We start from the raw sequence: 21535 nt of genomic DNA, 5'->3' as shown, positions 1-21535 counted from the left end.
TTACTGCTGCTTTTCAGCATCCGTCAGATAACGGACTTTACGGGTATAGTCCTGGCCCTTAAAGGTCAAGGGTGCTTCAGCCGATTCCAGGTATTTCTGCCATTCAGAGAGGGGGAAGCCGCCATGAGCGCCAACCACTTCTTTGGGTATTGCAGCCGTACTGCCGCCTATCTTTTTCGAGACTGGCCAGTTCATCCAGTCGCCAAGATTGACCGTTTTTAAATCCAGCATATCCAGCAGCGCCGCCAGCGGTAGCTGATCGGTTGGAGGCTGTGAATCATCCATCAGTTCCCAGGTATCCTGGAAAAGCGTCAGCCACAGCGGACAGATGCGTTTCCACGTTTTTCGCGTTGCGGCCAGAAAGGCACCGTTGACGTGATCGACAATGTAGGGCCGGACGCTGTTGCGGTAATAAGCAGGCCGATTCTGTTCCGGCGCTTTTGCCAGCTTGGCTATCATCTTGCCCTGCCGGAAGCTGGAATAAATATGCCCATCATGCATATTAATTTCAGGCATTTGCAGCAGATTGAGATCGGAATCGATCATCAAAATCCCCTCCGTGCGGGCCTGCAACGGAGCCTGAAGCTTGATTAAACGGCTACGATAAATCTGCTTATAGCGGTAGCTCTCTTCGCGCAGCGGCACATCCAGCGTGACCACGCGGGTTCTGGCCGGAAGCTCACCGAACTGCGCTGCACGCTGGTCGGAAACAATCACAATCTCTTCAGCCAGCGGGGCAAACCGGGAAGCAAAAAACGCGCTGAGCCTGGCCTCCTCAACAAAATCTGCCCCCGTGCAGGGGATCACCACCGAGGTGACGGGAATGTTGCCCTGCACCTCTTTCTGTTGATAAGAGAGATTGTGGCGGGAGCGAATATAACGAAATTGAGGTTTTAAAAATTCAAACATGCGATGAGTTTCCATGGGACGCATTTTGCAAAATAGTTTCCACGCCAGCGACATAATGTTCAATAGCATAGTGCGCTTTCACGTTGGCGTTGGCCTGCTGCAACAGCGACGTGCGTTTACCGGCATCAAGATAGAGCGTTTTCATCTGCTCAAACAGCGCCTGGGTGTCGCCATACTTAAAGAGTAACCCCGTTTTTTCGTGCGAGATAAGCTCAGCCGTGCCGGTGACGTCAGAGCCAATCACTGCGGTATTCAACAGCATCGCTTCCAGTACCACACGCGGCAGACCTTCACTTTTAGAGGCCAGGATAAACACATCAAACGCGGCAAGATAGTCGAGGGCGTTGGAACGAAAACCGGTAAACATTATGCGGTCGGCAATGCCTGCCTGCGCAGCCTGCCGCCTGAGCGCCGCCTCTTCCGGGCCTTCACCCAGCATCACCATACGCCAGTCAGCCTGCGGAAACTCAGCGGCGAACTTCTCCAGAGCCTGCAAAATGTGATGGTTAGATTTACGTGGGATCAGGGAGCCAATACTGCCGAACACAAAACACTCTTCGCTGACCTGTAGTAATTGCTGACGCATTTCGGCGCGCGCTGGCAGAGGTTGCCAGATATCAATAGCATTCAACACGGTGAAGCATTTTTCAGGCTTCACCCCGTTAGCTAGCAGTACGTTACGCACACCCTCAGACACGGCGATAATGGCATCTGCCCGCTGATTCACCATAGCAACCAGATCGCGGTTCAGAACCGGCTCAATGCGGCAATGCTGCACTACCGTCACAGGTAAACCGGCTGCGGCCAGGTAACCTTCCGCATTAGAGCCGGGCTGATTATTCATATAGAGCAGATCGCTGTCGACAAGAGCCTGACGAATTTGCCTGGCATTCGGCTGGATCCGCCAGCGCATATCGACCCAGCGGGTGGTTTTCTGGCGCAGGGGACGGCTGAAAAACACCAGCGATCTCAACAGCTCTTTAGCAACTTTGGCCCAGCGTGGCTGTTTGCGCTGATTGATAAAAATGACCGGGAAGCCCAGCGATTCCAGCACCTCACCAATAGAGTCGCCTTTGCCGCGCCGGTAGTTATGATAAAAGCAGCAGCGGATGTCGAACCGGGTGCGGTCGATACGCTTGAGCAGCTCCAACATACTGTTGGTGCCGCCCCCCCATTCATTGCCGGTATCCAGCAACAGAATTTTTTTACGCTGATCTGCCATGCGGCTGCGACTCAAGTGGTGACGCCCCCAACGGAGTCAGGGGCGATGCAAAAAAATTAAGGTTGAGAGCCGATACTCAGCTTCAACCCGCTGAAGTTTGTCTGGATATAACGCATTCCGGCGCTGTCGCCAATGCTTTCTGCCACCACGCCTAACGCGCGGGTTGCCGGAACGGGTTGCAGCGTAACCGGACAGCTCTTCACGCCCCGGAACGGATTGCGCGGCTTAGCTGCGGGTAACGGTTTCTCAGCAGGCAGCGGTCTGTGATTGCTGCTTTGCGGCTCGTTCAGCAGCTGGCTGGGACGTACCAGCGTGATATCCGCCGGGAGCGTTGGCAGCATCTGCTGTAAAACCCGCACCGTGGTGGGATGAGGGTGGCCAATGGCGATGGCTGAACCGTCCCGCTGCGCCAGGCGCACGGCACGAGTAAACTGTTTGCGGATATCGGCTTCATTCTGCGTGTCGTCCAGGAAGACACGGCGTTTGATCACCCTGACGCTGGTGCCGTCAGCCGCACGAGTGGACTGGCTGTTGCCAATGGTCATACTGTCCAGGAAGTAGAAATTATAGTGATTCAGCACCTGCATCACTTTTTGCATCCCGGAGAGGCTGGAGGTCATGGCGCTGCCCATATGGTTATTCAGACCAACTGCATAGGGTACATCCGCTACTGCCTCCCGGATTATGCGCTCAATTTCCGCGCTGGACATATCCGGACGCAGCGTGTCCTTCTCCAGCGGCTGTTTGCTGAGCGGTGCCATAGGGAGATGGATAAGCACTTCATGGCCGCGCTGATGCGCTTTGGTGGCCATTTCACGCGCGTGGGGCGCATTAGGGAGCACGGCGACAGAAATCGTTGCCGGCATCTGCAACACCTGGTTTTCCTGCGTGGGTCGATAGCCAAAATCATCAATGACGATAGAGAGTTTGCCTGCATGTGCTGAACAGGCCATCAGCAGGCCTGCCAGCACGCCGCTGATTTTGCGAAGCTGTAACAAAAGTTATTTTCCCAACCACGGTAGTGGATTGACGGCCTGTCCCTGGCGTCGGATTTCGAAATAGAGTGAAGGCGTGCCCCGGCCGCCGCTGGTCCCCACCAGGGCGATTGGCTCTCCTGCCTTAACCTGGCTTCCCACGCTCACCAGTGCACTTTGGTTGTAGCCGTAAAGGCTCATATCCCCTTTACCGTGCTCCACCACTACCACCAGTCCGTAACCCTGTAGCCAGTCGGCCATCAGAACCCGGCCATCGGCAATGGCTTTCACTTCGGTGCCTTCAGGCGCGTCAATCACCAGGCCTTTCCAGCGTAGCTCGCCCTGCAACTGTTCACCAAAGCGATGTTCAATACTGCCCCTTACCGGCCATCGTGCCTGCCCGGCAGGACGTCCCAGACCACCTGTACGCGCCATTAACGAGCGTTCGCCCTCGGTCGGTTTATAGGTGGTGCCTTTACTTTTCGCCTGTGCCTGACGCTGGCGGACGCGTTCCGCTTCGCGGGCCTCTTTTTCGGCCCTGGCCCGCGCTTCACGTTCCGCTTTGGCAATTTTGTTGCGCAGGCGGCTCTCGTTCTCGCGCATTTCTGCCAGCTGCGCCTGATCTTTTTCCAGAGAGGATTCCAGGGAAGTCAGCGTTTTCTTACGCGCTACACGTGCCCCTTCCAGCTTTTGCTGCTGCGCCTGTTGCTGATCAAGCAGCGATTTCTGCTGAGCCTGTTTCTCCACCAGAGAGGCTTTCTGCGCGGAGAGATCGCTGCGGGTCTTTTTCAGGTCGTCTATGGATTTCTGGCGGGCATCATTAAGGTAGCCGAAGTAGGCCAGAATGCGCTCGCTGCGCTGGCTCTCTTCGCTGCTCAGGATCAGCTGGACGCCGCTGTGTTGCCCCTGGCGGAACGCCGCATCAAGCTGCTCTGCCAGCAACTTCTCCTGGCTCTGCTGCTGAGCCTGTAGTTTAGCGATAGAAGCCGTCAGGGCTGCGATCTCTTTATTCAGCCCGGTCAGTACAATCTGCGTTTCCCGCAGCTGACGGCTGGCCTGAGCAATGATTTTTTCCTGACTGGTAAGCTGTGTAAGCAGGGCGCTGCGCTGCTGCTTTTGCTGCAAAACGCGTTTCTCTTTCGCGGCAATATCCTGCTGAAGGCTGGAAAGCTGGGATTTATTATCGTCTGCGGCGGAGCTGGCAAAAGGCGACAGCAAAAGGCCAGCGCAAAGCACGCTGGCAGACAAGGTGAACGCGCGGGATCGCAACAGAACGCCTGTGGCCGATCCGTTACCCTGGGTTCGTAAATATGAAACTGTCGCTTTTTCCCTCATAGGAGGCAGATTATTCCACGATGAACAGCAGCTTACCAGCGATCTGTCCGGGGTTTTCCATTTCCAGTGGTGACAGCCAGGCCCGTAACGCCTCATCGCAGAGCGAGATCGGCAGGCAAAAAAAGGGTGGATCTGCACAACAAATGACCGCTCAGGATTAAAGCAGCGGCATGCTGACACGGGCTTTTACACTTAAGGCAATTTTTTTTTGGAATCTGCCTCAGAAAACGCAACTCTGGCCGCTTCACGACTGTACATGGCAGCACTGGCAGGTATACTCAGAAGCCTTGTTTTCGCTTATTAACCCTTTCGGGAGTTGTTACCCCTCATGCAAGATATTATGCAGTTCGCAGGCAGCCATACCATTCTTAGTCTGGCGTGGGTTGTCCTGTTGGTTTTAGTGATCGTGACCACCGTTAAGGGCATGTTCTCAAAAGTAAAAACAATCAGCCGTGGTGAAGCAACCCGTCTGATTAATAAAGAAGAAGCCGTGGTGGTTGATGTGCGTGGGCGTGATGACTACCGTAAAGGCCATATCTCTAATGCTATTAACGTTCTGGCAGCGGATATCAAGAAAGGCAGCTTTGGCGAATTAGAGAAACATAAAGCGCAGCCAATCATTGTGGTTTGCGCCAACGGCACCTCCGCAGCAGAGCCGGCAGGCCAGCTTAACGCGGCGGGTTTTGAAAACGTGTACGTACTGAAAGATGGCGTGTCAGGCTGGAGTGGTGAAAACCTGCCGCTGGTGCGTGGTAAATAAACGTGGAGATGGGTATGGCAAACGTTGAGATCTACACCAAAGCAACCTGTTCTTTCTGCCATCGGGCGAAAGCGCTGCTGGACCAGAAAGGCATTACTTATCAGGAGATCGCTATCGATGGCGATGCTGATAAACGCGACGAAATGATCACACGTAGCGGTCGTACCACCGTTCCCCAGATTTTTATTGATTCGCAGCACATAGGTGGCTGTGACGACCTGTTCGCGCTCGATGGCCGACAAGGCCTCGACCCGCTAGTAAAATAAGACGGGCGAGTGGCGCAATAACGGATTATTAACCCATAGGATTACGTACATGTCAGAGCAAAATAACACCGAGATGGCTTTCCAGATCCAGCGTATTTATACCAAGGACATCTCTTTTGAAGCCCCTAACGCACCTCAGGTTTTCCAGAAAGAGTGGGAACCGGAAGTGAAACTGGATCTGGATACCGCTTCCAGCCAGCTGGCAGACGATGTTTACGAAGTGGTGCTGCGCGTAACCGTGACGGCAACCGTTGGCGAAGAGACCGCTTTCCTGTGTGAAGTTCAGCAGGCCGGTATCTTCTCTGTCACTGGTATCGACGGCAACCAGATGGCGCATTGCCTGGGTGCATACTGCCCGAACATCCTGTTCCCGTATGCTCGCGAGTGCATCACCAGCCTGGTTTCACGCGGTACCTTCCCGCAGCTTAACCTGGCTCCGGTGAACTTTGACGCGCTGTTCATGAACTATCTTCAGCAGTCAAACGAAGGCGCCGCTCCTCAGCAGGATGCATAATGCCTCACGTTAACGCTTCAATGAGCGTCCTCGGTGCCGGATCTTACGGCACCGCCTTAGCCATCACGCTGGCCCGTAACGGGCACAACGTGGTGCTGTGGGGGCATAACCCACACCATCAGGCACAGCTTCAGGCTGACCGCTGTAATGCGGCTTTCCTGCCCGATGTTCCTTTTCCTGCTTCGCTGAGCCTTGAAACCGATCTGGCTACGGCAATTGCCGCCAGTCGCGACCTGCTGGTGGTGGTTCCCAGCCACGTGTTTGGCGATGTTTTACAGCAAATTAAACCCCACCTTCGCGCTGACTCCCGTATCGTCTGGGCCACTAAAGGTCTGGAAAAAGAAACGGGGCGGCTGCTACAGGATGTGGCGCGCGAGATCCTGGGGCCAGATATCCCTCTTGCGGTGATCTCTGGCCCTACGTTTGCTAAAGAGCTGGCTGCCGGTCTGCCGACAGCCATTGCGCTGGCAGCCACCGAGACGGAGTTCGCCAACGATCTGCAAACCTTGCTGCACTGCGGCAAAAGTTTCCGCGTTTACAACAACCCGGACTTTATAGGTGTGCAGCTGGGCGGGGCGGTGAAAAACGTCATCGCTATTGGTGCCGGCATTTCAGATGGAATCGGCTTTGGCGCCAACGCCCGTACGGCATTGATTACCCGTGGCCTGGCGGAGATGAGCCGCCTGGGTTCCGCTCTTGGCGCTGACCCAACCACCTTTATGGGAATGGCGGGTTTAGGGGATCTGGTGCTGACCTGTACCGATAACCAGTCACGCAATCGCCGTTTCGGCATGATGCTGGGGCAGGGGATTGATGTGGAAACCGCGCAAAATACCATTGGTCAGGTAGTGGAAGGTTTCCGAAATACCAAAGAGGTGAAGGCGCTGGCGGCGCGCTGCGGCGTAGAGATGCCGATAACCGAGCAAATATATCAGGTTCTGTATTGCGAAAAAAATGCGCGAGAGGCAGCATTGAGCTTGCTTGGGCGTACAAGGAAAGACGAAAACAGCATCGGCTGAGAAAGGGAAGCGCAGTGATATAGCGCGTGGATGCCCGCGCGTTATTTTTTTGATGGGGAGAGAGCAATGCCGTGTGTAGAACCTGAACTGGTCTGGGATTATATCAAAGCTGAAGCGCGGGCGCTGGCTGACTGCGAACCGATGCTGGCCAGTTTTTATCACGCGACGCTGCTGAAGCATGACGATCTGGGAAGCGCGCTGAGCTATATGCTTGCCAATAAGCTGGCCAATCCAATCATGCCCGCTATCGCCATCCGTGAAATCGTGCAGGAAGCCTATAACCAGGATCCATCGATGATTCAGTCTGCGGCCTGCGATATCCAGGCCGTGCGACAGCGTGACCCGGCCATTGATAAATACTCCACTCCGCTGCTCTATCTCAAAGGCTTCCATGCCTTGCAGGCTTACCGCATCGGCCACTGGCTGTGGAACCAGGGCCGTCGGGCGCTGGCCGTTTACCTGCAAAACGAAGTCTCCGTCTCTTTCGCCGTCGATATCCATCCCGCCGCCAAAATTGGCCGCGGCATCATGTTGGACCACGCCACCGGGATTGTGGTGGGTGAAACGGCAGTGATCGAAGATGATGTCTCTATTCTTCAGTCGGTCACGCTGGGCGGAACCGGCAAAACCAGCGGCGATCGTCATCCGAAAATTCGGGAAGGGGTGATGATTGGTGCCGGGGCGAAAATCCTCGGCAACATCGAAGTGGGTCGCGGGGCGAAGATTGGCGCAGGCTCGGTTGTGCTACAGCCCGTGCCGCCGCACACCACCGCTGCTGGCGTACCCGCACGCATTGTGGGCAAACCCAACAGCGATAAGCCCTCAATGGAGATGGATCAACACTTCAACGGAATGGTGCCAGGCTTCGAGTTTGGCGACGGTATCTGATCTTTACGCCTTCACCACTGCGCCAGCATAGCCCAGCTGGCGCCAGGCTTCGTACACCACCACCGAAACCGCGTTAGAGAGATTCATGCTGCGGCTGTCGGGCTGCATCGGAATACGGATCTTTTGATCGGTGGGTAACGCATTCAGGATCTCCGCTGGCAAGCCGCGGGTCTCGGGTCCAAACACCAGATAATCACCTTTCTGATAGCTCACCGCGCTGTGCGCAGGTGTGCCTTTTGTCGTGAGCGCAAACAGGCGCTGCGGCGCTTCTGCCGCCAGAAAGGCGGCGTAATCATCATGGTGCCTGAGTGCCGCAAATTCGTGGTAGTCCAGCCCGGCCCGGCGCAGGCGCTTATCGTCCCAGGTAAAGCCCAGCGGGTGGATCAGATGGAGCTGGAAGCCCGTATTGGCGCAAAGACGGATAATATTTCCGGTATTTGGGGGAATTTCAGGTTCAAACAGAACGATATTCAGCATCGACAACGGCCCTCATTAGCGAGGGCCGAAGCATAGCAAATAATTACGCTTTGCTGGAATAGAGCGGTAGCCAGATTGTCAGGCGCAGGCCGCCCAGTGGACTGTCATCCGCCTTAACCCAGCCACGATGTTGCTGAATAGCCGTTTCCACAATGGCCAGACCAAGACCCGTTCCCCCCGATTCGCGATCGCGAGCTTCATCCGTACGATAGAAAGGCCGGAAAATTTGCTCGCGATCCTCAGCGCTTACACCAGGACCATCATCATCCACATGAATGGTAATCCCCTGTTTATCCACTGAAAAACTCACGGCAATTTTAGAGTAAGAGTAGCGTAGCGCGTTGCGCACGATATTCTCCAGGGCGCTGTCCAGCGCGCTGGGGTTACCGTAAAGCGGCCAGGGGCCAGGAGGATAGGGAACCTCCAGCGTTTTACCCATCTGCTCAGCTTCAAACTTCGCATCATCAAGCACGCCTGACCAGAGCTGGTTGGCCTTCATGGCTTCACTGACCAGAGCATTTTTATGCTGCGTGCGTGAAAGCACCAGCAGGTCGTTGATCATGCCATCCAGCCGTTGCGCTTCCATCTCAATGCGCTGTAGCTCTTTGCCCTCACCCTGACGACGACGCATCAGCGCAGTGGCCAGTTGCAGGCGCGTCAGTGGCGTTCGCAGCTCATGGGAGATATCAGAGAGCAGACGCTGCTGACCGGTCATCATTCTCTCCAGAGCGCTGACCATCTGGTTGAAGCTGGCCCCGGCAGCCAGAAACTCCTGCGGCCCCGCTTCCAGTTCCGGACGCTGGCGCAGATTACCGGCAGCGACATCATCAGCGGCATGCTTGAGTTTACGCGCTGGCTTCGCCAGGCTCCATGCCAGCCAGAGCAGCAGCGGAGAGCTGATGAGCATGGTGACAATCAGCAGCAGCAGCGGACGGTCAAAGAGCAGATTGATAAAGTCCAGCTGCGAACTGCCCGCCGGGCGAATCAGGTAGAGCTGATAGTTATCTTCCCCGTCACGAACGGAGAAGGGGCCGACCATCTCGACACGGCCATATTTCTTCTTCTGCGGATGATCGGCATTATCGGACTGGCCGATAAAGTTCCTGATCACCTGCATTTCGTTATGCTGCGCGCCAATGACGCGCCCCTCACTGGTCACCAGCAAAAGCCGCTGGCCGGGAGGAGCCCACTTGTCGATAGCGCGGAACAACCTGCGCCACCACATCAGGTCATTGGGCGGGTCCTGCATCAGCTCCGCTTCCACGTGCTGTTCAATCATGGTGCCCTGACGCTGCTCGTTATCCAGCAGCGGCGTCATCTGGCGGGTATCCAGCTTTGGCACCATTAAAACCAGCATCAACACCAGTGCCAGGGTGAGCCAGAATATGGCGAAGATGCGGGTAGTCAGGCTTGAGATCATGTAGCGGAAACCATCAGATAGCCACGGCCACGCAGCGTTTTAAACCACGGATGGCCATCTTTGCGATCCGGCAACTTCCGGCGCAGGTTTGAAATATGCATATCGATGGCGCGATCGAACGGCGTTAAGCGTTTGCCAAGAACTTCCTGACTGAGATGTTCACGAGAAACCACCTGTCCCAGGTGCTGGGCAAGCAGATAGAGCAGGGTAAATTCGGTGCCGGTTAAATCCAGCGCCACACCCTCAAAACTCGCTTCCTGACGCCCCGGATTCAGACGCAGGTGGTCCACCTCCAGCGTAGGGGAGCTGTTGTCATGCTGCTGCTGCTGTTCACTCCAGTTTGAGCGTCGCAAAATAGCGCGTATACGGGCCACCAGTTCGCGATCGTTAAACGGCTTAGGCAAGTAGTCATCTGCTCCCAATTCCAGCCCCAGAACGCGATCTAACTCGCTTCCGCGCGCTGTCAGCATAATGACCGGCGTTTGATGTTGCTGACGTAGCTCTTTCAGGGTGTCGATACCATTCTTTTTCGGCATCATGACGTCCAGCAGTAAGAGGTCGATAGTATTATCTAACAAGGCCAGAGCCTGTTCACCGTCGCCGGCTACCAGTACGTCAAACCCTTCCATCTCAAGTAATTCTTTCAGTAGCGAAGTCAATTCGCGGTCATCGTCAACCAACAGGATTTTATTCATTTTTATTGCCCTCCGCAGGCAAAATACCGTGAACGAATGCTGTCATTCCATGACTTTACGTAGTTTTACACCGCCTGACGCATGTTTGCAGCTGGCCCCGTAGACTGGCTCTCGTTGAATCAAAAAGTGGAAACCAACCTGGGAGTTAACGATGCGCAAAGTTACCGCCGTCGTTGTGGTTCCGGCGCTGATACTTAGTTTCTCCGCCGCATGGGCTGCAGAAATGACGACGACTGACGAGATGCATCAGGACAACGCGGCGCCACGCAGTATGGCGCAAATTCCGCAGAGTCACATGTTTGATGGCATCAATCTCACGGAACAGCAGCGTCAACAAATGCGAGATCTGATGCAGCAGGCGCGTCATGAAAGTTCTCCTATAAGTATTAACGATTTAGAGCAACTGCACGAGCTGATTATTGCAGAAAAATTTGATGAAACATCCTACAAAGCGCAGTTAAACAGGATTGCACAGGCGGAAGTAGCACGACAGGTCGAGATGGCCAGGGTGCGCAACCAGATGTACCACCTGTTAACGCCCGCCCAGCAGGATGTTTTAAATGAGAAACACCAGCAGCGCATGCATGAAATGCGCGAGCTGACGAACATGCAGCAGGCCTCATCGCTGCAGGCAGTGAGTAGTACCGGCAGTAACCAGTAACATAGTATCCCTGTTTTTCCTTGCCATAGACACCATCCCTGTCTTCCCCCGCCATGATGGCGGGGTTTTTTTTGCCTGAAATCCAGTATACTTACGCTCTCAACTAAAGGGAGTGCGGCATGGATCAACACTACGCCCGCCTGGTAAACCGGGCAGCGCTGGCGGCAACCACACTGGCTTCAGTACTGCTGTTGGTGAAGATTTTTGCCTGGTGGTATACCGGTTCGGTCAGCCTGTTAGCGGCGCTTGTCGACTCTCTGGTTGATATCGCTGCCTCCCTTACCAATCTCTTCGTGGTGCGTTACTCTCTTCAGCCTGCCGATGCAGAGCACACTTTTGGGCACGGTAAGGCGGAGTCGCTTGCTGCGCTCGCTCAGAGCATGTTTATCTCGGGGTCTGCGCTGTTTCTGTTCCTGACGGGGTTACAACATCTGGCTACGCCCAATGAAATGCGTGCGCCGATGGTGGGGATAGTGGTCACGCTGGTTGCGCTTTTCTCTACGCTGGCGCTGGTGACTTTTCAGCGATGGGTGGTGAAAAAGACCCGCAGCCTGGCCATTCGCGCCGATATGCTTCATTACCAGTCTGACGTCATCATGAATGGAGCCATTTTGCTGGCGTTAGGTCTCAGCTGGTATGGCTTCAGGCGTGCAGACGCGCTGTTTGCGCTTGGCATCGGCGTCTGGATTTTATACAGCGCGCTGCGGATGGGTTATGAAGCGGTGCAGGCGCTGCTGGACAGAGCGCTGCCCGATGAAGATCGCCAGATGATTATTGATATAGCTGCTAACTGGCCCGGCGTGCAGGGTGCGCACGACGTGCGTACCCGTCAGTCAGGCCCGACCCGGTTTATCCAGCTGCATCTTGAAATGGATGATGATCTTCCCCTTTTTCAGGCGCATAAAATGGCCGAAGAGGTTGAAAAAGCGCTCCTGGAGCGTTTCCCTGGCTCTGACGTTATCATTCATCAGGATCCCTGTTCGGTGGTGCCCGCGGAGCTGGCAAAGGGACTTAAGCTATAATTTTTCCGGTAAATAAAGGAGTTAGCCAAATCATTAGCTAAAACGTGATGGGGCGCAAAAAAAATAGCTGAATGATCGCTGACCTGAATCAATTCAGCCCCCTGGCTTTGATATACTATTGCCATCATTAGTCGGTAAGCTCGCCTTCATGCGTCGACCTTCCACGGCGTCCAGCATTTAACATTCGCATTAACAAGTTCAGAGGTTGTCATGATTAAAAAAATCGGTGTACTGACAAGCGGCGGTGACGCTCCGGGTATGAACGCAGCCATCAGGGGCGTGGTTCGGGCCGCCCTCAGTGAAGGCCTGGAAGTGTGTGGCATTTATGATGGCTACCTGGGTCTGTACGAAGATCGCATGGCCAACCTGGACCGTTATAGCGTCTCTGACATGATTAACCGCGGCGGCACCTTCCTGGGGTCGGCGCGTTTCCCTGAATTCCGCGAAGAAAGCGTGCGTCAGGTTGCTATCGAAAATATGAAAAAGCGCGGCATTGATGCGCTGGTGGTTATTGGCGGTGACGGTTCCTACATGGGTGCCAAACGCCTTACCGAGATGGGCTTCCCCTGTATCGGCCTGCCGGGCACCATTGATAACGACGTAGCCGGGACGGATTACACCATCGGTTATTTCACCGCCCTTGAAACGGTAGTGGAGGCAATTGACCGCCTGCGTGATACCTCCTCTTCCCATCAGCGTATCTCAATTGTTGAAGTGATGGGGCGTTACTGCGGCGATCTGACACTGGCCGCAGCCATTGCAGGCGGCTGTGAATTTATCGTCTTACCTGAGATCCCTTACACCCGTGAAGAGCTGGTGGAAGAGATCAAAGCGGGCATCGCCAAAGGCAAAAAGCACGCGATTGTGGCGATTACTGAGCACATTTGCGATATCGATGAGCTGGCGAAGTACATCGAGTCTGAAACCAAACGCGAAACCCGTTCTACCGTGCTGGGGCATATTCAGCGCGGCGGCGCACCGGTAGCTTATGACCGCATTCTGGCCTCCCGTATGGGCGCCTACTCCATTGAGCTGCTGCTACAGGGCTACGGTGGTCGCTGTGTGGGTATCCAGAATGAGAAAATGGTGCACCACGATATTATTGATGCCATTGAAAACATGAAGCGTCCGTTTAAAGGCGACTGGCTGGATACGGCGAAAAAGCTCTATTAATGACAAACAGGGCGCTGAGTCACAGCGCCTTTATTCTGCCTCTCTATATACCCAAAGGTTATTAAAGCTATTTTTTAATTCTTTAAACCGCGAATCACTTTGTGTCACGCTACTCTCAGCAAAAAACCTTTGGGAGAGTGTGATGAAGAAGTGGAGTGTGGGATTAACCCTGTTACTGGCCTCAACCAGCGTCCTGGCAAAAGATATTCAGCTGCTGAATGTTTCTTACGATCCGACTCGTGAGCTGTATGAACAGTACAACAAAGCCTTCAGCGCGCATTATAAACAGGAAACCGGGGACAATGTGGTCATCCGCCAGTCCCATGGCGGTTCCGGCAAACAGGCCACCTCCGTGATCAACGGCATTCGTGCTGATGTCGTCACTCTGGCGCTGGAATCTGATGTTGATGCGATTGCTGCGCGCGGTCGTATTGATAAAAACTGGATTAAGCGGCTTCCCGAGAACTCTGCGCCCTATACTTCGACCATCGTCTTCCTGGTGCGCAAGGGTAATCCAAAACAGATCCACAACTGGAACGATCTTATCAAACCGGGCGTTTCGGTGATCACGCCAAATCCTAAAACTTCTGGCGGCGCGCGCTGGAACTACCTGGCAGCATGGGGCTGGGCGCTGGACCAGAATAATGGCGACCAGGCTAAAGCTCAGGCCTATGTAAAAGCCCTGTTCAAAAATGTGGAAGTGCAGGATTCCGGCGCTCGCGGTGCAACCAACACCTTTGTTGAGCGCGGCCTGGGCGATGTGCTAATCGCCTGGGAAAACGAAGCTTATCTGGCGGTGAACAAGCTGGGTAAAGACAAGTTTGATATCGTGACCCCGGACGAATCGATCCTGGCTGAGCCTACCGTCTCTGTGGTAGATAAAGTGGTGGATGAACGTGACACCCGTAAAGTGGCCGATGCCTACCTGAAGTACCTTTATTCTCCGGAAGGGCAGACTATCGCCGCACAGAACTACTACCGTCCACGCGATCCCGATATTGCTAAGAAATTTTCCAGCACCTTCGCGCCGGTGAAACTGTTTACCATCGATAATAAATTTGGTGGCTGGACCAAAGCTCAGAAAACCCACTTTGCCGACGGTGGGACTTATGATCAGGTAATGAAACCAGATTAATTTCTTCAGGGCGGTGATTTATCTCACCGCCCGCTTCCCCCTTTTTTTAAACCACACCCCCTTCGTCACTCTTCCGGATACAAATAAGTTAAAGCGTAAAAAATGGTCACCGCGATTGATTATTTGACATGATCTTCTTTGATGGTTCGTTTACATTACGGACAGAGAATAACCAGAGGTTTTGATCATGAAGGGGAGATCGCGCGTCCTGATTGCGGTGGCAATAGCGGGGATAGTAGTGACGGCGGGTTGTGCTTCTATGGCATTGAATTTCAGAATGAATTCCAATGCTCTCTGGAATATCGTCAGTCAAAAATGCTTGCCTAACCAAAATCAAAACAACGATCCAACGCCCTGTCGCAAAGTGGATTTACGAAATGGTTTTGTGGTACTGAAAGATCGTAATGGTCCCCTGCAATATTTACTGATGCCGGTCGAAAAAATTACCGGTATTGAGAGTCCGATCCTGCTTAATCCTTCCACGCCCAATTATTTTGCTGAAGCCTGGCGTGCGCGTCACTATATGGAAGAGAAACGCGGTGCGCCGATAGCGGACAGCGCGGTGGCGGTGACTGTTAACTCCCTGCGGGGCAGAACGCAAAATCAGCTGCATATTCATATCTCCTGCCTGCGGCCCGATATTCGCCAGCGTCTGGACAGCCTGAGCGACAGCCTCACCAGCCTCTGGCAGTCTGAACAGTTAGGCGAACATGTTTATCAGGTGCGGGCCGTAACGCGTGACGAGACCAAGAAAATGAGCCCGTTTATTCGCATCGCCAGCGAACTCCCAGGCGCCCGCGAAGAGATGTACAAATATGGCATCGCCATTGCTGCGCTACCGGATGGCCGCCGTGCGCTGATGGTGATTAAACGGAATCTGCTGTTGATGAATAATGGCTCTGCGGAAGAGCTGCAGGATCATACCTGCAGCATACTGAGCCTTTCGAAGACAACGGACGTTGCCCTTTAGTGGGGTGGGCAGAATTCAGGCTTTTCTTGCGGGAACCTCGACAGGCTCGTCATCCTTATATTTTGCTGTAGCTATCCACGCGGCGCAGAACAATGTCAGGCGGGCAAAAAAGTAGAAGAACGCCATCAGGCCCAGGACCGATCCAAACGCTGCGCCAGAAGGAGACGAGGCCAGTTTGGGCAGCGTCAGGGTCATAATAAATTTAATCACCTCAAAGCCGATAGCGGCCAGCAACGTGCCGCGAAACAGCGCTTTCTTACGCGGTTTATGGCGCGGCAGGATCCAGAATATCCACAAAAACAGCAGATAGTTCGCCATAATGGAGATGGAAAGCGCAATCAGCGTCATCGCCGGTCTGAGCCACTCAATCCCCTCCAGCCCCAGTGCGCGAACGATCGCCTCCTGCGCTGCGCCAGCGATAGAAGTCAGCGACAGCGTCACGATCAGAGCGAGCACCAGCCCGATCAGCGAAATAAAATCACGGGTATATTTGAACCAGATTTTCTCCTTATCCTGCTCGTTTCGCTCCCAGACATCGCGCGACTGGGCGCGAATGGCTTCGCGCAGGTTGCCCATCCAGCTAATGCCTGAGTAGAGGGCGATAAACAATCCTGTCAGCCCAACGGTGGTACGCTGCTGAACCGCAGTATTCACGGTGTTTTTCAGCGTCGAAGCCAGCGTGGGATCGCTGATATTATTGACGATCTTATTGATCAACTCCGTCAACAGATCCTGGTTAGAGGCGAGCACAAAGCCCACCGCGGCAAAGGAGACCATCAAAATAGGGATCAGCGACAGAAACGAAAAATAGGTAATGGCCGCGCCAAACTGGCTGCCAAGACGATCGTTAAAGCGCTCTCCCGCACGGAGAAAATGCGCTACCGTCGGAATAGCCTGGAACCAGCTAACCAGGCGCGAAAGCCGGGTGATGGATTTGTCGACGGTAGGGTTGCCCGTTTTAATGTTGATCAGAGGTTTTTCTGCTTTTTGCTGCTCTTCAGCCGGTTGATTTTCCTTCATGTACCCTTCTTTATGTCCTTCAAATAAATGTATCTGCGTGAAATTATAGCCGCCTCGTCAGGCTATGTACTGTTTCATTGCCTGCGTGAGCCATTCCATAAAGATGTGTACCCGCCTGGCGAGATTACGGCGATGGGGATAGATCAGCGAAAGAAGCATCGGTTCAGCGCGAAAATAGGGGAGGATTTCGACCAGCTTTTTATCCTTTAGCGAGGCCTTCACCCCTGACAGCGGAGCCTGAATAATGCCCAATCCTGAGAGACAGGCTGTGCGATAGGTTTCCGTATTGTTTACGGTCACTGCGCCGCCGGTCTTAATAAAGTGCGTGGTTTTGCCGTCGTAGAACTCAAAGCCTGCCGGATGGCTCCCCAGCTGCCGACTGTAGTGCACCATGGCATGTTGGCCGAGATCTTCCAGCGTAAGGGGCGTGCCAAACCGCTCAAGGTAGCCGGGACTGGCGCAGTTGACCATCGTCAGCGTACCCAGCGGGCGGGCGATCAGTCCTGAATCATCTAACACGCCGCCACGCACCACGCAGTCAAACCCTTCGCGCACCACATCAACACGGCGGTCGCTGCTGCTTAACTCCAGCTCAATACCGGGATATTGCTGCAAAAACTGGGGCAGCAGCGGCAGAATAAAATGGCAGGCCAGGCTGACGGACATATCTACCCTTATCCGGCCGCTCAGCGTGGCCGGATCGTGCTGAAACAGGGAATCCATCTCCTCCAGCGTGGCAAGTACATCGCGGCAGCGTTCGTAATAGACCAGACCGTCCTGGGTGAGCTGAACCCGGCGGGTGGTGCGGTGTAACAGACGCGTACCCATACTGTTTTCCAGCGCCTGAAGCTGGCGGGAGAGACTTCCTTTCGGCACTCCCAGGCTTTCCGCTGCACGGGTAAAGCTCTGAAGTTCAGCTACCCGAACAAAGACCTGCATTGCTTGAATTTTATCCATTAATGCGCTCATTGTTGTTCAGAGTGAAACAGTGAAGCGTTATCAAGCTCATTTATAGATCAGAACGCAGGTAATATCCTGTTTTTTGTCCACAGTGAATGAAACGGAGAAGAAAATGAGCGCTAAAATTGCAATTATCACCGGCGGAAGCCGGGGTTTAGGTGAAAATGCCGCCCTTAAGCTGGCCGCACGGGGCGTTAACAGCATTTTGACATATCGTCATAAGCAGCAGGAAGCAGAGCAGGTGGTCAAGCGCATCCGGGCACTTGGCGCTGACGCAGTGGCTCTCCAGCTCGATGTAGCGGACAGCAGCAGCTTTGCCGACTTCGTTGGTAAAGTGCAGGAGCAGCTACAGATCGTCTGGCAACGTGACAATTTTGACTATTTATTAAACAACGCCGGTACGGCATTGCATGCCAGTTTTAATCAGACTACCGAAGCGCAGTTTGATGAGATGGTGAATGTCCACTTTAAGGGGCCTTTTTTCCTGACGCAGAAGCTGCTGCCGTTGATGATTGATGGTGGCCGGATACTTAATATTTCAAGCGGTCTGGCCCGTTTCAGCCTGCCGGGTTCCAGCGCCTATGCTTCCGTCAAAGGCGCAATGGAGGTACTGACCCGTTATCAGGCCAGAGAGTTAGGAGAGCGGCGCATCAGCGTGAATATCCTGGCGCCGGGCGCTATCGCCACCGATTTCAGCGATGGCATGGTGCGCGATAATCCTGAGGTGAATGCTTTTGTGGCTTCGCAAACTGCACTGGGCCGCGTGGGGCAGCCGGACGACATCGGCAATGCCATCGCCCAGCTTCTCAGCGACGAGAGCGGCTGGATCAACGGCCAGCGTATTGAAGCTTCGGGCGGTATGTTTCTCTGAGGCTCTGGTTACAGACGAGTAAACCCCAGGCTTCCCTCAGGATGAAGGAAGCCGTGTTTTGTTCCTGACTTAACGGGCGCTGTTGCCAGGGTGTGGTGCATCTTGCCGTTGTGTGATGCAGGCTGAGGCCGACCAGGGTCTTAAATCTTCAGCGTACCCTCAATCACCGTTACCGTCTGGCCGCCAATCCAGACGCCATCGGTCGCATAAGTCACGCTGAGGCGGCCAGCGCGCTGCATTGCTGTCCCCTGGCGTACCCGGTAATCCAGCTCCACGCCCCGAGCTTGCAGGTAGCGAGCCAGACAGGCGTTAGCGCTGCCAGTGACCGGGTCTTCCGTTAACGATCCGTTTTCAACCAGCAGACCGCGAACTTCATACTGTCCGGCAACGCCGTCGACAGGAGCAAAAGGCATTACGCCATTCACCTTCGCGATACGCATCACGTTTTCAAACTCAGTGAGGCTGGGCTTAATCGCCAGTACCGCTTCAGCCGACTGCATCGGCACCAGCAGCCAGCGGATCCCCATATCGGCTACCATCACCGGCAGTGCGGATTCGATTGCATCGCAGCCAAGCGCGCTGCTTAAGGACGCATCGGAGAACTCCGTTAGCGTCGCCTCCGGCGCTGAGAAGGCCAGCGCGCCGTCAGCCGCTATCTTTATCGATATCAGCCCCAGCTCGCACTCCTGGACAATCCTGCCGGGCTGCTTAAGGGTAATGCCAGATTCAATCAGCGCATGCGCACTGCCAAGAGTAGGATGACCGGCAAAAGGCAGCTCAAGATCTGGCGTGAAAATACGCACACGATAGTCAGCCGCCGGATCCTGCGCGGGCAGAATAAAAGTGGTCTCTGAAAGATTCGTCCAGCGGGCAACCGTCGCCATCTGTTCATCGCTCAGGCCGCTGGCATCCATAATCACCGCCAGTGGATTGCCATTCAGGGGAGAAGAAGTAAATACGTCAACCTGCTTAAACGCACGTAATTGTGTCATCGCGCATCTCCTTTTGGTTATGATGTGTAAGAGTATCCTGAATCTTTCCGCTGAGTGTAGCGGGGTGCCATAACTGTTAAGTCGGGCTGGGGTTGGCCATTGTCAGTCCGACAGAATATGCGTATTAATAGCCAAAACCTGAACCAATAAGTGAAGGATCTATGCTGAAAATACTGGGGCGCGCCTCCTCCATTAATGTGCGAAAAGTACTCTGGATCTGTGAAGAGCTGAATATTCCCTTTCGCCGTGAAGAGTGGGGCGAGGGGTTTAAGTCTCCGCAGGAGGCTTCCTTCAGAGCGCTGAATCCTAATGCCCTGGTGCCGGTTATCCAGGACGGGGATTTCGTTATGTGGGAATCCAACGCCATTATCCGCTATCTGGCGAACGCCTACGGCGGCGGCTGGCTCTATCCTGAAGACCCCCGTGCTCGTGCGCCCGTTGACCAGTGGACTGACTGGCAGGCAACCGAGCTGAACACCTCCTGGCGTTACGCCTTTATGGCGTTAGTGCGTCACTCACCTGCGCATCAGGACCCCCGGCTGCTGGCCGCAGCCTGCAAAGGCTGGTCTTACACCATGGCCATTCTGAATGCTCAGCTGGAACGTACCGGCGCCTATGTGGCAGGCAGCGCCTTCTCGCTTGCTGACATCCCGGTAGGGCTGTCTGTTAACCGCTGGTTTGAGACGCCGCTGGACCACCCTGCGTTTCCTGCCGTGCGGGCCTATTACGAGCGGCTGACCGAACGTAAAGGCTATGCCACGTGGGGCCGAAACGGCACGCCTTAACGTCAGAGCTTGCCTGCGGCAATACCGCTGATTTCACATGCCAGCGCGCCCGTTCGCTTCAGCGCCCAGGTATAACGCTCATCGAACGGGTAGCAGCAGGAGAGCCGCAGCGCGTGGTTTCCGCGATCGCTCAGGGTATAGAGCGCCCCCGGCGTCAGGCAGATTTTCTCCTGTAGCAATCGGTGAAACAGATCTACCGTATCCACCTTGCCCGGTAACTCTACCCAAAAAACATAGCCTCCGCCTGGCATCGTGGCCTGGGTTCCCAGAGGGAAATAACGGGCAATAATGCCCCTGACTTCATCCAGTTGCGCAGCGTAGCGGCGGCGCATAGAACGCAGGTGATGGTCGTACCCGCCAGATTCCAGAAACAGCCCCAGCGTCTCGGACAACAGCCGTGACTCAGCGAGTGAAGAGACAGATTTAAGCCTGGCCAGCTCCTTACTGAAGCGCCCGGCTGCAATCCAGCCCAGATGAAAGTCGGGTGCCACCGTTTTGGTATAACTGGCGCAATGCAGCACCCAGCCGTCGGTATCAAAGGCTTTGACCGCCGGGGAGAGCGGCCAACAGAATTGCAGCTCGGCATACAGCCCGTCTTCAATCAGCGGCACTTTATAGCGATTGACCAGCTTCGCCAGCCGTTTTTTATCCTGCAATTTCATGCTGCACCCCAGCGGGTTTTGCACGTTTGGCATAGCGATCAGCGCCTGCAAACGATTCTCCTGTAGCAGCAACTCCAGAGCATCAAGCGAGAGTCCATGCTGGGGATCGGTAGGGATTTCAACCACTTTCAGACCAAGGCTTGCCAGCAGCGGGAACAGATAAAAATAGGTGGGCGTCTCTATACCTACGCAGTCTCCCGGCGTGGTGATGGCTCGCAGCGCCAGCTGGAGCGCCTCCATGCAGCCGTGTGTCAGCGTCACCTCTTCAGCGGTCAGCGTCATCCCCAGGTCCATCGCCCGGCGCGCAATTTCCCGCCTCAGGCGCTGACTACCCGGCGGCAGAGCATAGCGACCAATTAAATCGGGTTCACGTCGAAGCAGAGAAGCCATAATGCGGCTGATTTTGGCCGTGGGAAAGAAGTCGCTGTTTTGCGGGCAGGCCAGCGAGATATTGGTGTAGTCGGGATGGTTCTGCGCGGCAAATACGGCGTCGATCAAATCCAGCTTTTCACTGCCGGGTGAGCGCACCTTTGCCTGTCGGTCGCCGCTGGTTTTCACCGAAGGCAGCCTTCCACGGACGTAATAGCCCGACTGGGGTCTGGCTTCGATCAGGCCGCGATCTTCCAGGATACGGTAGGCTGTGAGCACGGTGTTTACGCTTAGCTGGTGGTTGCTGGCACAGCGCCGGATAGCGGGCAGGCGGCTTCCGGGCAGATAAGTACCGTTGTGGATGGCCTCCGCCAGCGTTTCAGCCAGCTGATGGTAAAGCGTACTCTCCTGCGCGTCGATAATGGACACAGTCGCC

23 protein-coding genes are annotated in these 21535 nt (G+C 54.7%); 12 read left to right on the top strand and 11 right to left on the bottom strand.

The features are described 5' to 3' along the window. From AAH450_RS19695 to envC, 4 genes are read right to left on the bottom strand one after another with little or no spacing between them, the layout of a single operon-like run. Positions 1-909 (bottom strand): hypothetical protein, encoded by a 909-nt coding sequence (locus tag AAH450_RS19695; RefSeq protein WP_342911720.1) that lies wholly within the window; start codon positions 907-909, stop codon positions 1-3. Continuing rightward, positions 902-2131: a glycosyltransferase gene (locus AAH450_RS19690; protein ID WP_342911719.1), complete on the bottom strand. Its 1230-nt coding sequence runs from the start codon at positions 2129-2131 to the stop codon at positions 902-904. The genes AAH450_RS19695 and AAH450_RS19690 overlap by 8 nt, the downstream gene beginning before the upstream one ends. Positions 2132-2187: 56 nt before the next feature. Continuing rightward, on the bottom strand, positions 2188-3129 hold the full coding sequence (locus AAH450_RS19685) for a divergent polysaccharide deacetylase family protein (protein ID WP_342911718.1): 942 nt from the start codon (positions 3127-3129) through the stop codon (positions 2188-2190). A gap of 3 nt (positions 3130-3132) precedes the next feature. Beyond that, positions 3133-4440 (bottom strand): murein hydrolase activator EnvC, encoded by a 1308-nt coding sequence (gene envC / locus AAH450_RS19680; protein WP_342911717.1) that lies wholly within the window; start codon positions 4438-4440, stop codon positions 3133-3135. A gap of 328 nt (positions 4441-4768) precedes the next feature. Here envC and AAH450_RS19675 point away from each other — a divergent pair, with 328 nt between their 5' ends. The 5 genes from AAH450_RS19675 to cysE all read left to right on the top strand — a co-directional run bounded on the left by AAH450_RS19675 (position 4769) and on the right by cysE (position 7887). Then, entirely contained in the window at positions 4769-5200 is a 432-nt protein-coding gene (locus AAH450_RS19675) for a rhodanese-like domain-containing protein (RefSeq protein WP_318791847.1), read from the top strand. A 14-nt stretch (positions 5201-5214) separates the two neighbouring features. After that, positions 5215-5466, top strand: coding sequence for a glutaredoxin 3 (gene grxC / locus AAH450_RS19670; RefSeq protein ID WP_342911716.1), 252 nt, complete (start codon positions 5215-5217; stop codon positions 5464-5466). 49 nt (positions 5467-5515) lie between these two features. After that, positions 5516-5980, top strand: a complete 465-nt coding sequence (secB, locus tag AAH450_RS19665) for a protein-export chaperone SecB (protein ID WP_342911715.1) — start codon at positions 5516-5518, stop codon at positions 5978-5980. Beyond that, positions 5980-6999 carry an NAD(P)H-dependent glycerol-3-phosphate dehydrogenase gene (gene gpsA / locus AAH450_RS19660; protein WP_342911714.1) on the top strand — a complete coding sequence of 340 codons (1020 nt, stop codon included), beginning with the start codon at positions 5980-5982 and terminating at the stop codon, positions 6997-6999. The genes secB and gpsA overlap by 1 nt, the downstream gene beginning before the upstream one ends. Positions 7000-7065: 66 nt before the next feature. Then, complete coding sequence (gene cysE, locus AAH450_RS19655; protein ID WP_318791851.1) at positions 7066-7887, top strand: serine O-acetyltransferase; 822 nt, start codon at positions 7066-7068, stop codon at positions 7885-7887. Positions 7888-7890: 3 nt separating this feature from the next. On the opposite strand, the gene trmL is transcribed toward cysE, so the two are convergent. Genes trmL through cpxR form a run of 3 tightly spaced genes read right to left on the bottom strand, consistent with a single transcriptional unit; the run spans position 7891 to position 10479 of the window. Continuing rightward, positions 7891-8364: a tRNA (uridine(34)/cytosine(34)/5-carboxymethylaminomethyluridine(34)-2'-O)-methyltransferase TrmL gene (trmL, locus tag AAH450_RS19650; protein ID WP_342911713.1), complete on the bottom strand. Its 474-nt coding sequence runs from the start codon at positions 8362-8364 to the stop codon at positions 7891-7893. Positions 8365-8407: 43 nt separating this feature from the next. Continuing rightward, complete coding sequence (gene cpxA / locus AAH450_RS19645) at positions 8408-9784, bottom strand: envelope stress sensor histidine kinase CpxA (protein WP_318791853.1); 1377 nt, start codon at positions 9782-9784, stop codon at positions 8408-8410. Beyond that, a complete protein-coding gene (gene cpxR / locus AAH450_RS19640) occupies positions 9781-10479 on the bottom strand; it encodes an envelope stress response regulator transcription factor CpxR (protein WP_306209070.1) in 699 nt (232 codons plus the stop codon). The genes cpxA and cpxR overlap by 4 nt, the downstream gene beginning before the upstream one ends. Positions 10480-10630: 151 nt before the next feature. On the opposite strand from cpxR, the gene cpxP reads away from it, so the two are divergent. The 5 genes from cpxP (at position 10631) to AAH450_RS19615 (ending at position 15440) form a co-directional block, all read left to right on the top strand. After that, entirely contained in the window at positions 10631-11140 is a 510-nt protein-coding gene (gene cpxP, locus AAH450_RS19635) for a cell-envelope stress modulator CpxP (RefSeq protein ID WP_342911712.1), read from the top strand. A gap of 119 nt (positions 11141-11259) precedes the next feature. Continuing rightward, a complete protein-coding gene (gene fieF, locus AAH450_RS19630) occupies positions 11260-12162 on the top strand; it encodes a CDF family cation-efflux transporter FieF (RefSeq protein ID WP_342911711.1) in 903 nt (300 codons plus the stop codon). A gap of 210 nt (positions 12163-12372) precedes the next feature. Next, a complete protein-coding gene (pfkA, locus tag AAH450_RS19625) occupies positions 12373-13335 on the top strand; it encodes a 6-phosphofructokinase (RefSeq protein ID WP_342911710.1) in 963 nt (320 codons plus the stop codon). 142 nt (positions 13336-13477) lie between these two features. After that, positions 13478-14470, top strand: coding sequence for a sulfate ABC transporter substrate-binding protein (locus AAH450_RS19620; protein ID WP_342911709.1), 993 nt, complete (start codon positions 13478-13480; stop codon positions 14468-14470). Between the two features lie 187 nt (positions 14471-14657). Beyond that, the gene (locus tag AAH450_RS19615) at positions 14658-15440 is read left to right on the top strand and encodes a CDP-diacylglycerol diphosphatase (RefSeq protein ID WP_342911708.1); all 783 of its coding nucleotides are present in this window, start codon (positions 14658-14660) and stop codon (positions 15438-15440) included. 15 nt (positions 15441-15455) lie between these two features. Here the strand turns inward: AAH450_RS19615 and yhjD are convergent, their stop codons facing one another. Both yhjD and AAH450_RS19605 read right to left on the bottom strand, forming a co-directional pair. Further along, entirely contained in the window at positions 15456-16460 is a 1005-nt protein-coding gene (gene yhjD / locus AAH450_RS19610; RefSeq protein WP_342911707.1) for an inner membrane protein YhjD, read from the bottom strand. Between the two features lie 57 nt (positions 16461-16517). After that, positions 16518-17417, bottom strand: coding sequence for a LysR family transcriptional regulator (locus AAH450_RS19605; protein WP_342911706.1), 900 nt, complete (start codon positions 17415-17417; stop codon positions 16518-16520). Positions 17418-17532: 115 nt separating this feature from the next. On the opposite strand from AAH450_RS19605, the gene AAH450_RS19600 reads away from it, so the two are divergent. Next, positions 17533-18291: an SDR family NAD(P)-dependent oxidoreductase gene (locus tag AAH450_RS19600; RefSeq protein ID WP_342911705.1), complete on the top strand. Its 759-nt coding sequence runs from the start codon at positions 17533-17535 to the stop codon at positions 18289-18291. Between the two features lie 140 nt (positions 18292-18431). On the opposite strand, the gene AAH450_RS19595 is transcribed toward AAH450_RS19600, so the two are convergent. Then, positions 18432-19283 carry a PhzF family phenazine biosynthesis protein gene (locus AAH450_RS19595; protein ID WP_342911704.1) on the bottom strand — a complete coding sequence of 284 codons (852 nt, stop codon included), beginning with the start codon at positions 19281-19283 and terminating at the stop codon, positions 18432-18434. Between the two features lie 161 nt (positions 19284-19444). On the opposite strand from AAH450_RS19595, the gene AAH450_RS19590 reads away from it, so the two are divergent. Beyond that, positions 19445-20068, top strand: coding sequence for a glutathione S-transferase family protein (locus tag AAH450_RS19590; RefSeq protein ID WP_342911703.1), 624 nt, complete (start codon positions 19445-19447; stop codon positions 20066-20068). Between the two features lie 2 nt (positions 20069-20070). On the opposite strand, the gene AAH450_RS19585 is transcribed toward AAH450_RS19590, so the two are convergent. Beyond that, complete coding sequence (locus tag AAH450_RS19585; RefSeq protein WP_342911702.1) at positions 20071-21528, bottom strand: aminotransferase-like domain-containing protein; 1458 nt, start codon at positions 21526-21528, stop codon at positions 20071-20073. Positions 21529-21535 lie beyond the last annotated feature (7 nt).

It is taken from the genome of Erwinia magellanica, assembly GCF_039023495.1.
Classification (GTDB): domain Bacteria; phylum Pseudomonadota; class Gammaproteobacteria; order Enterobacterales; family Enterobacteriaceae; genus Erwinia.
This window is presented reverse-complemented; position numbering and strand designations above follow the sequence as displayed.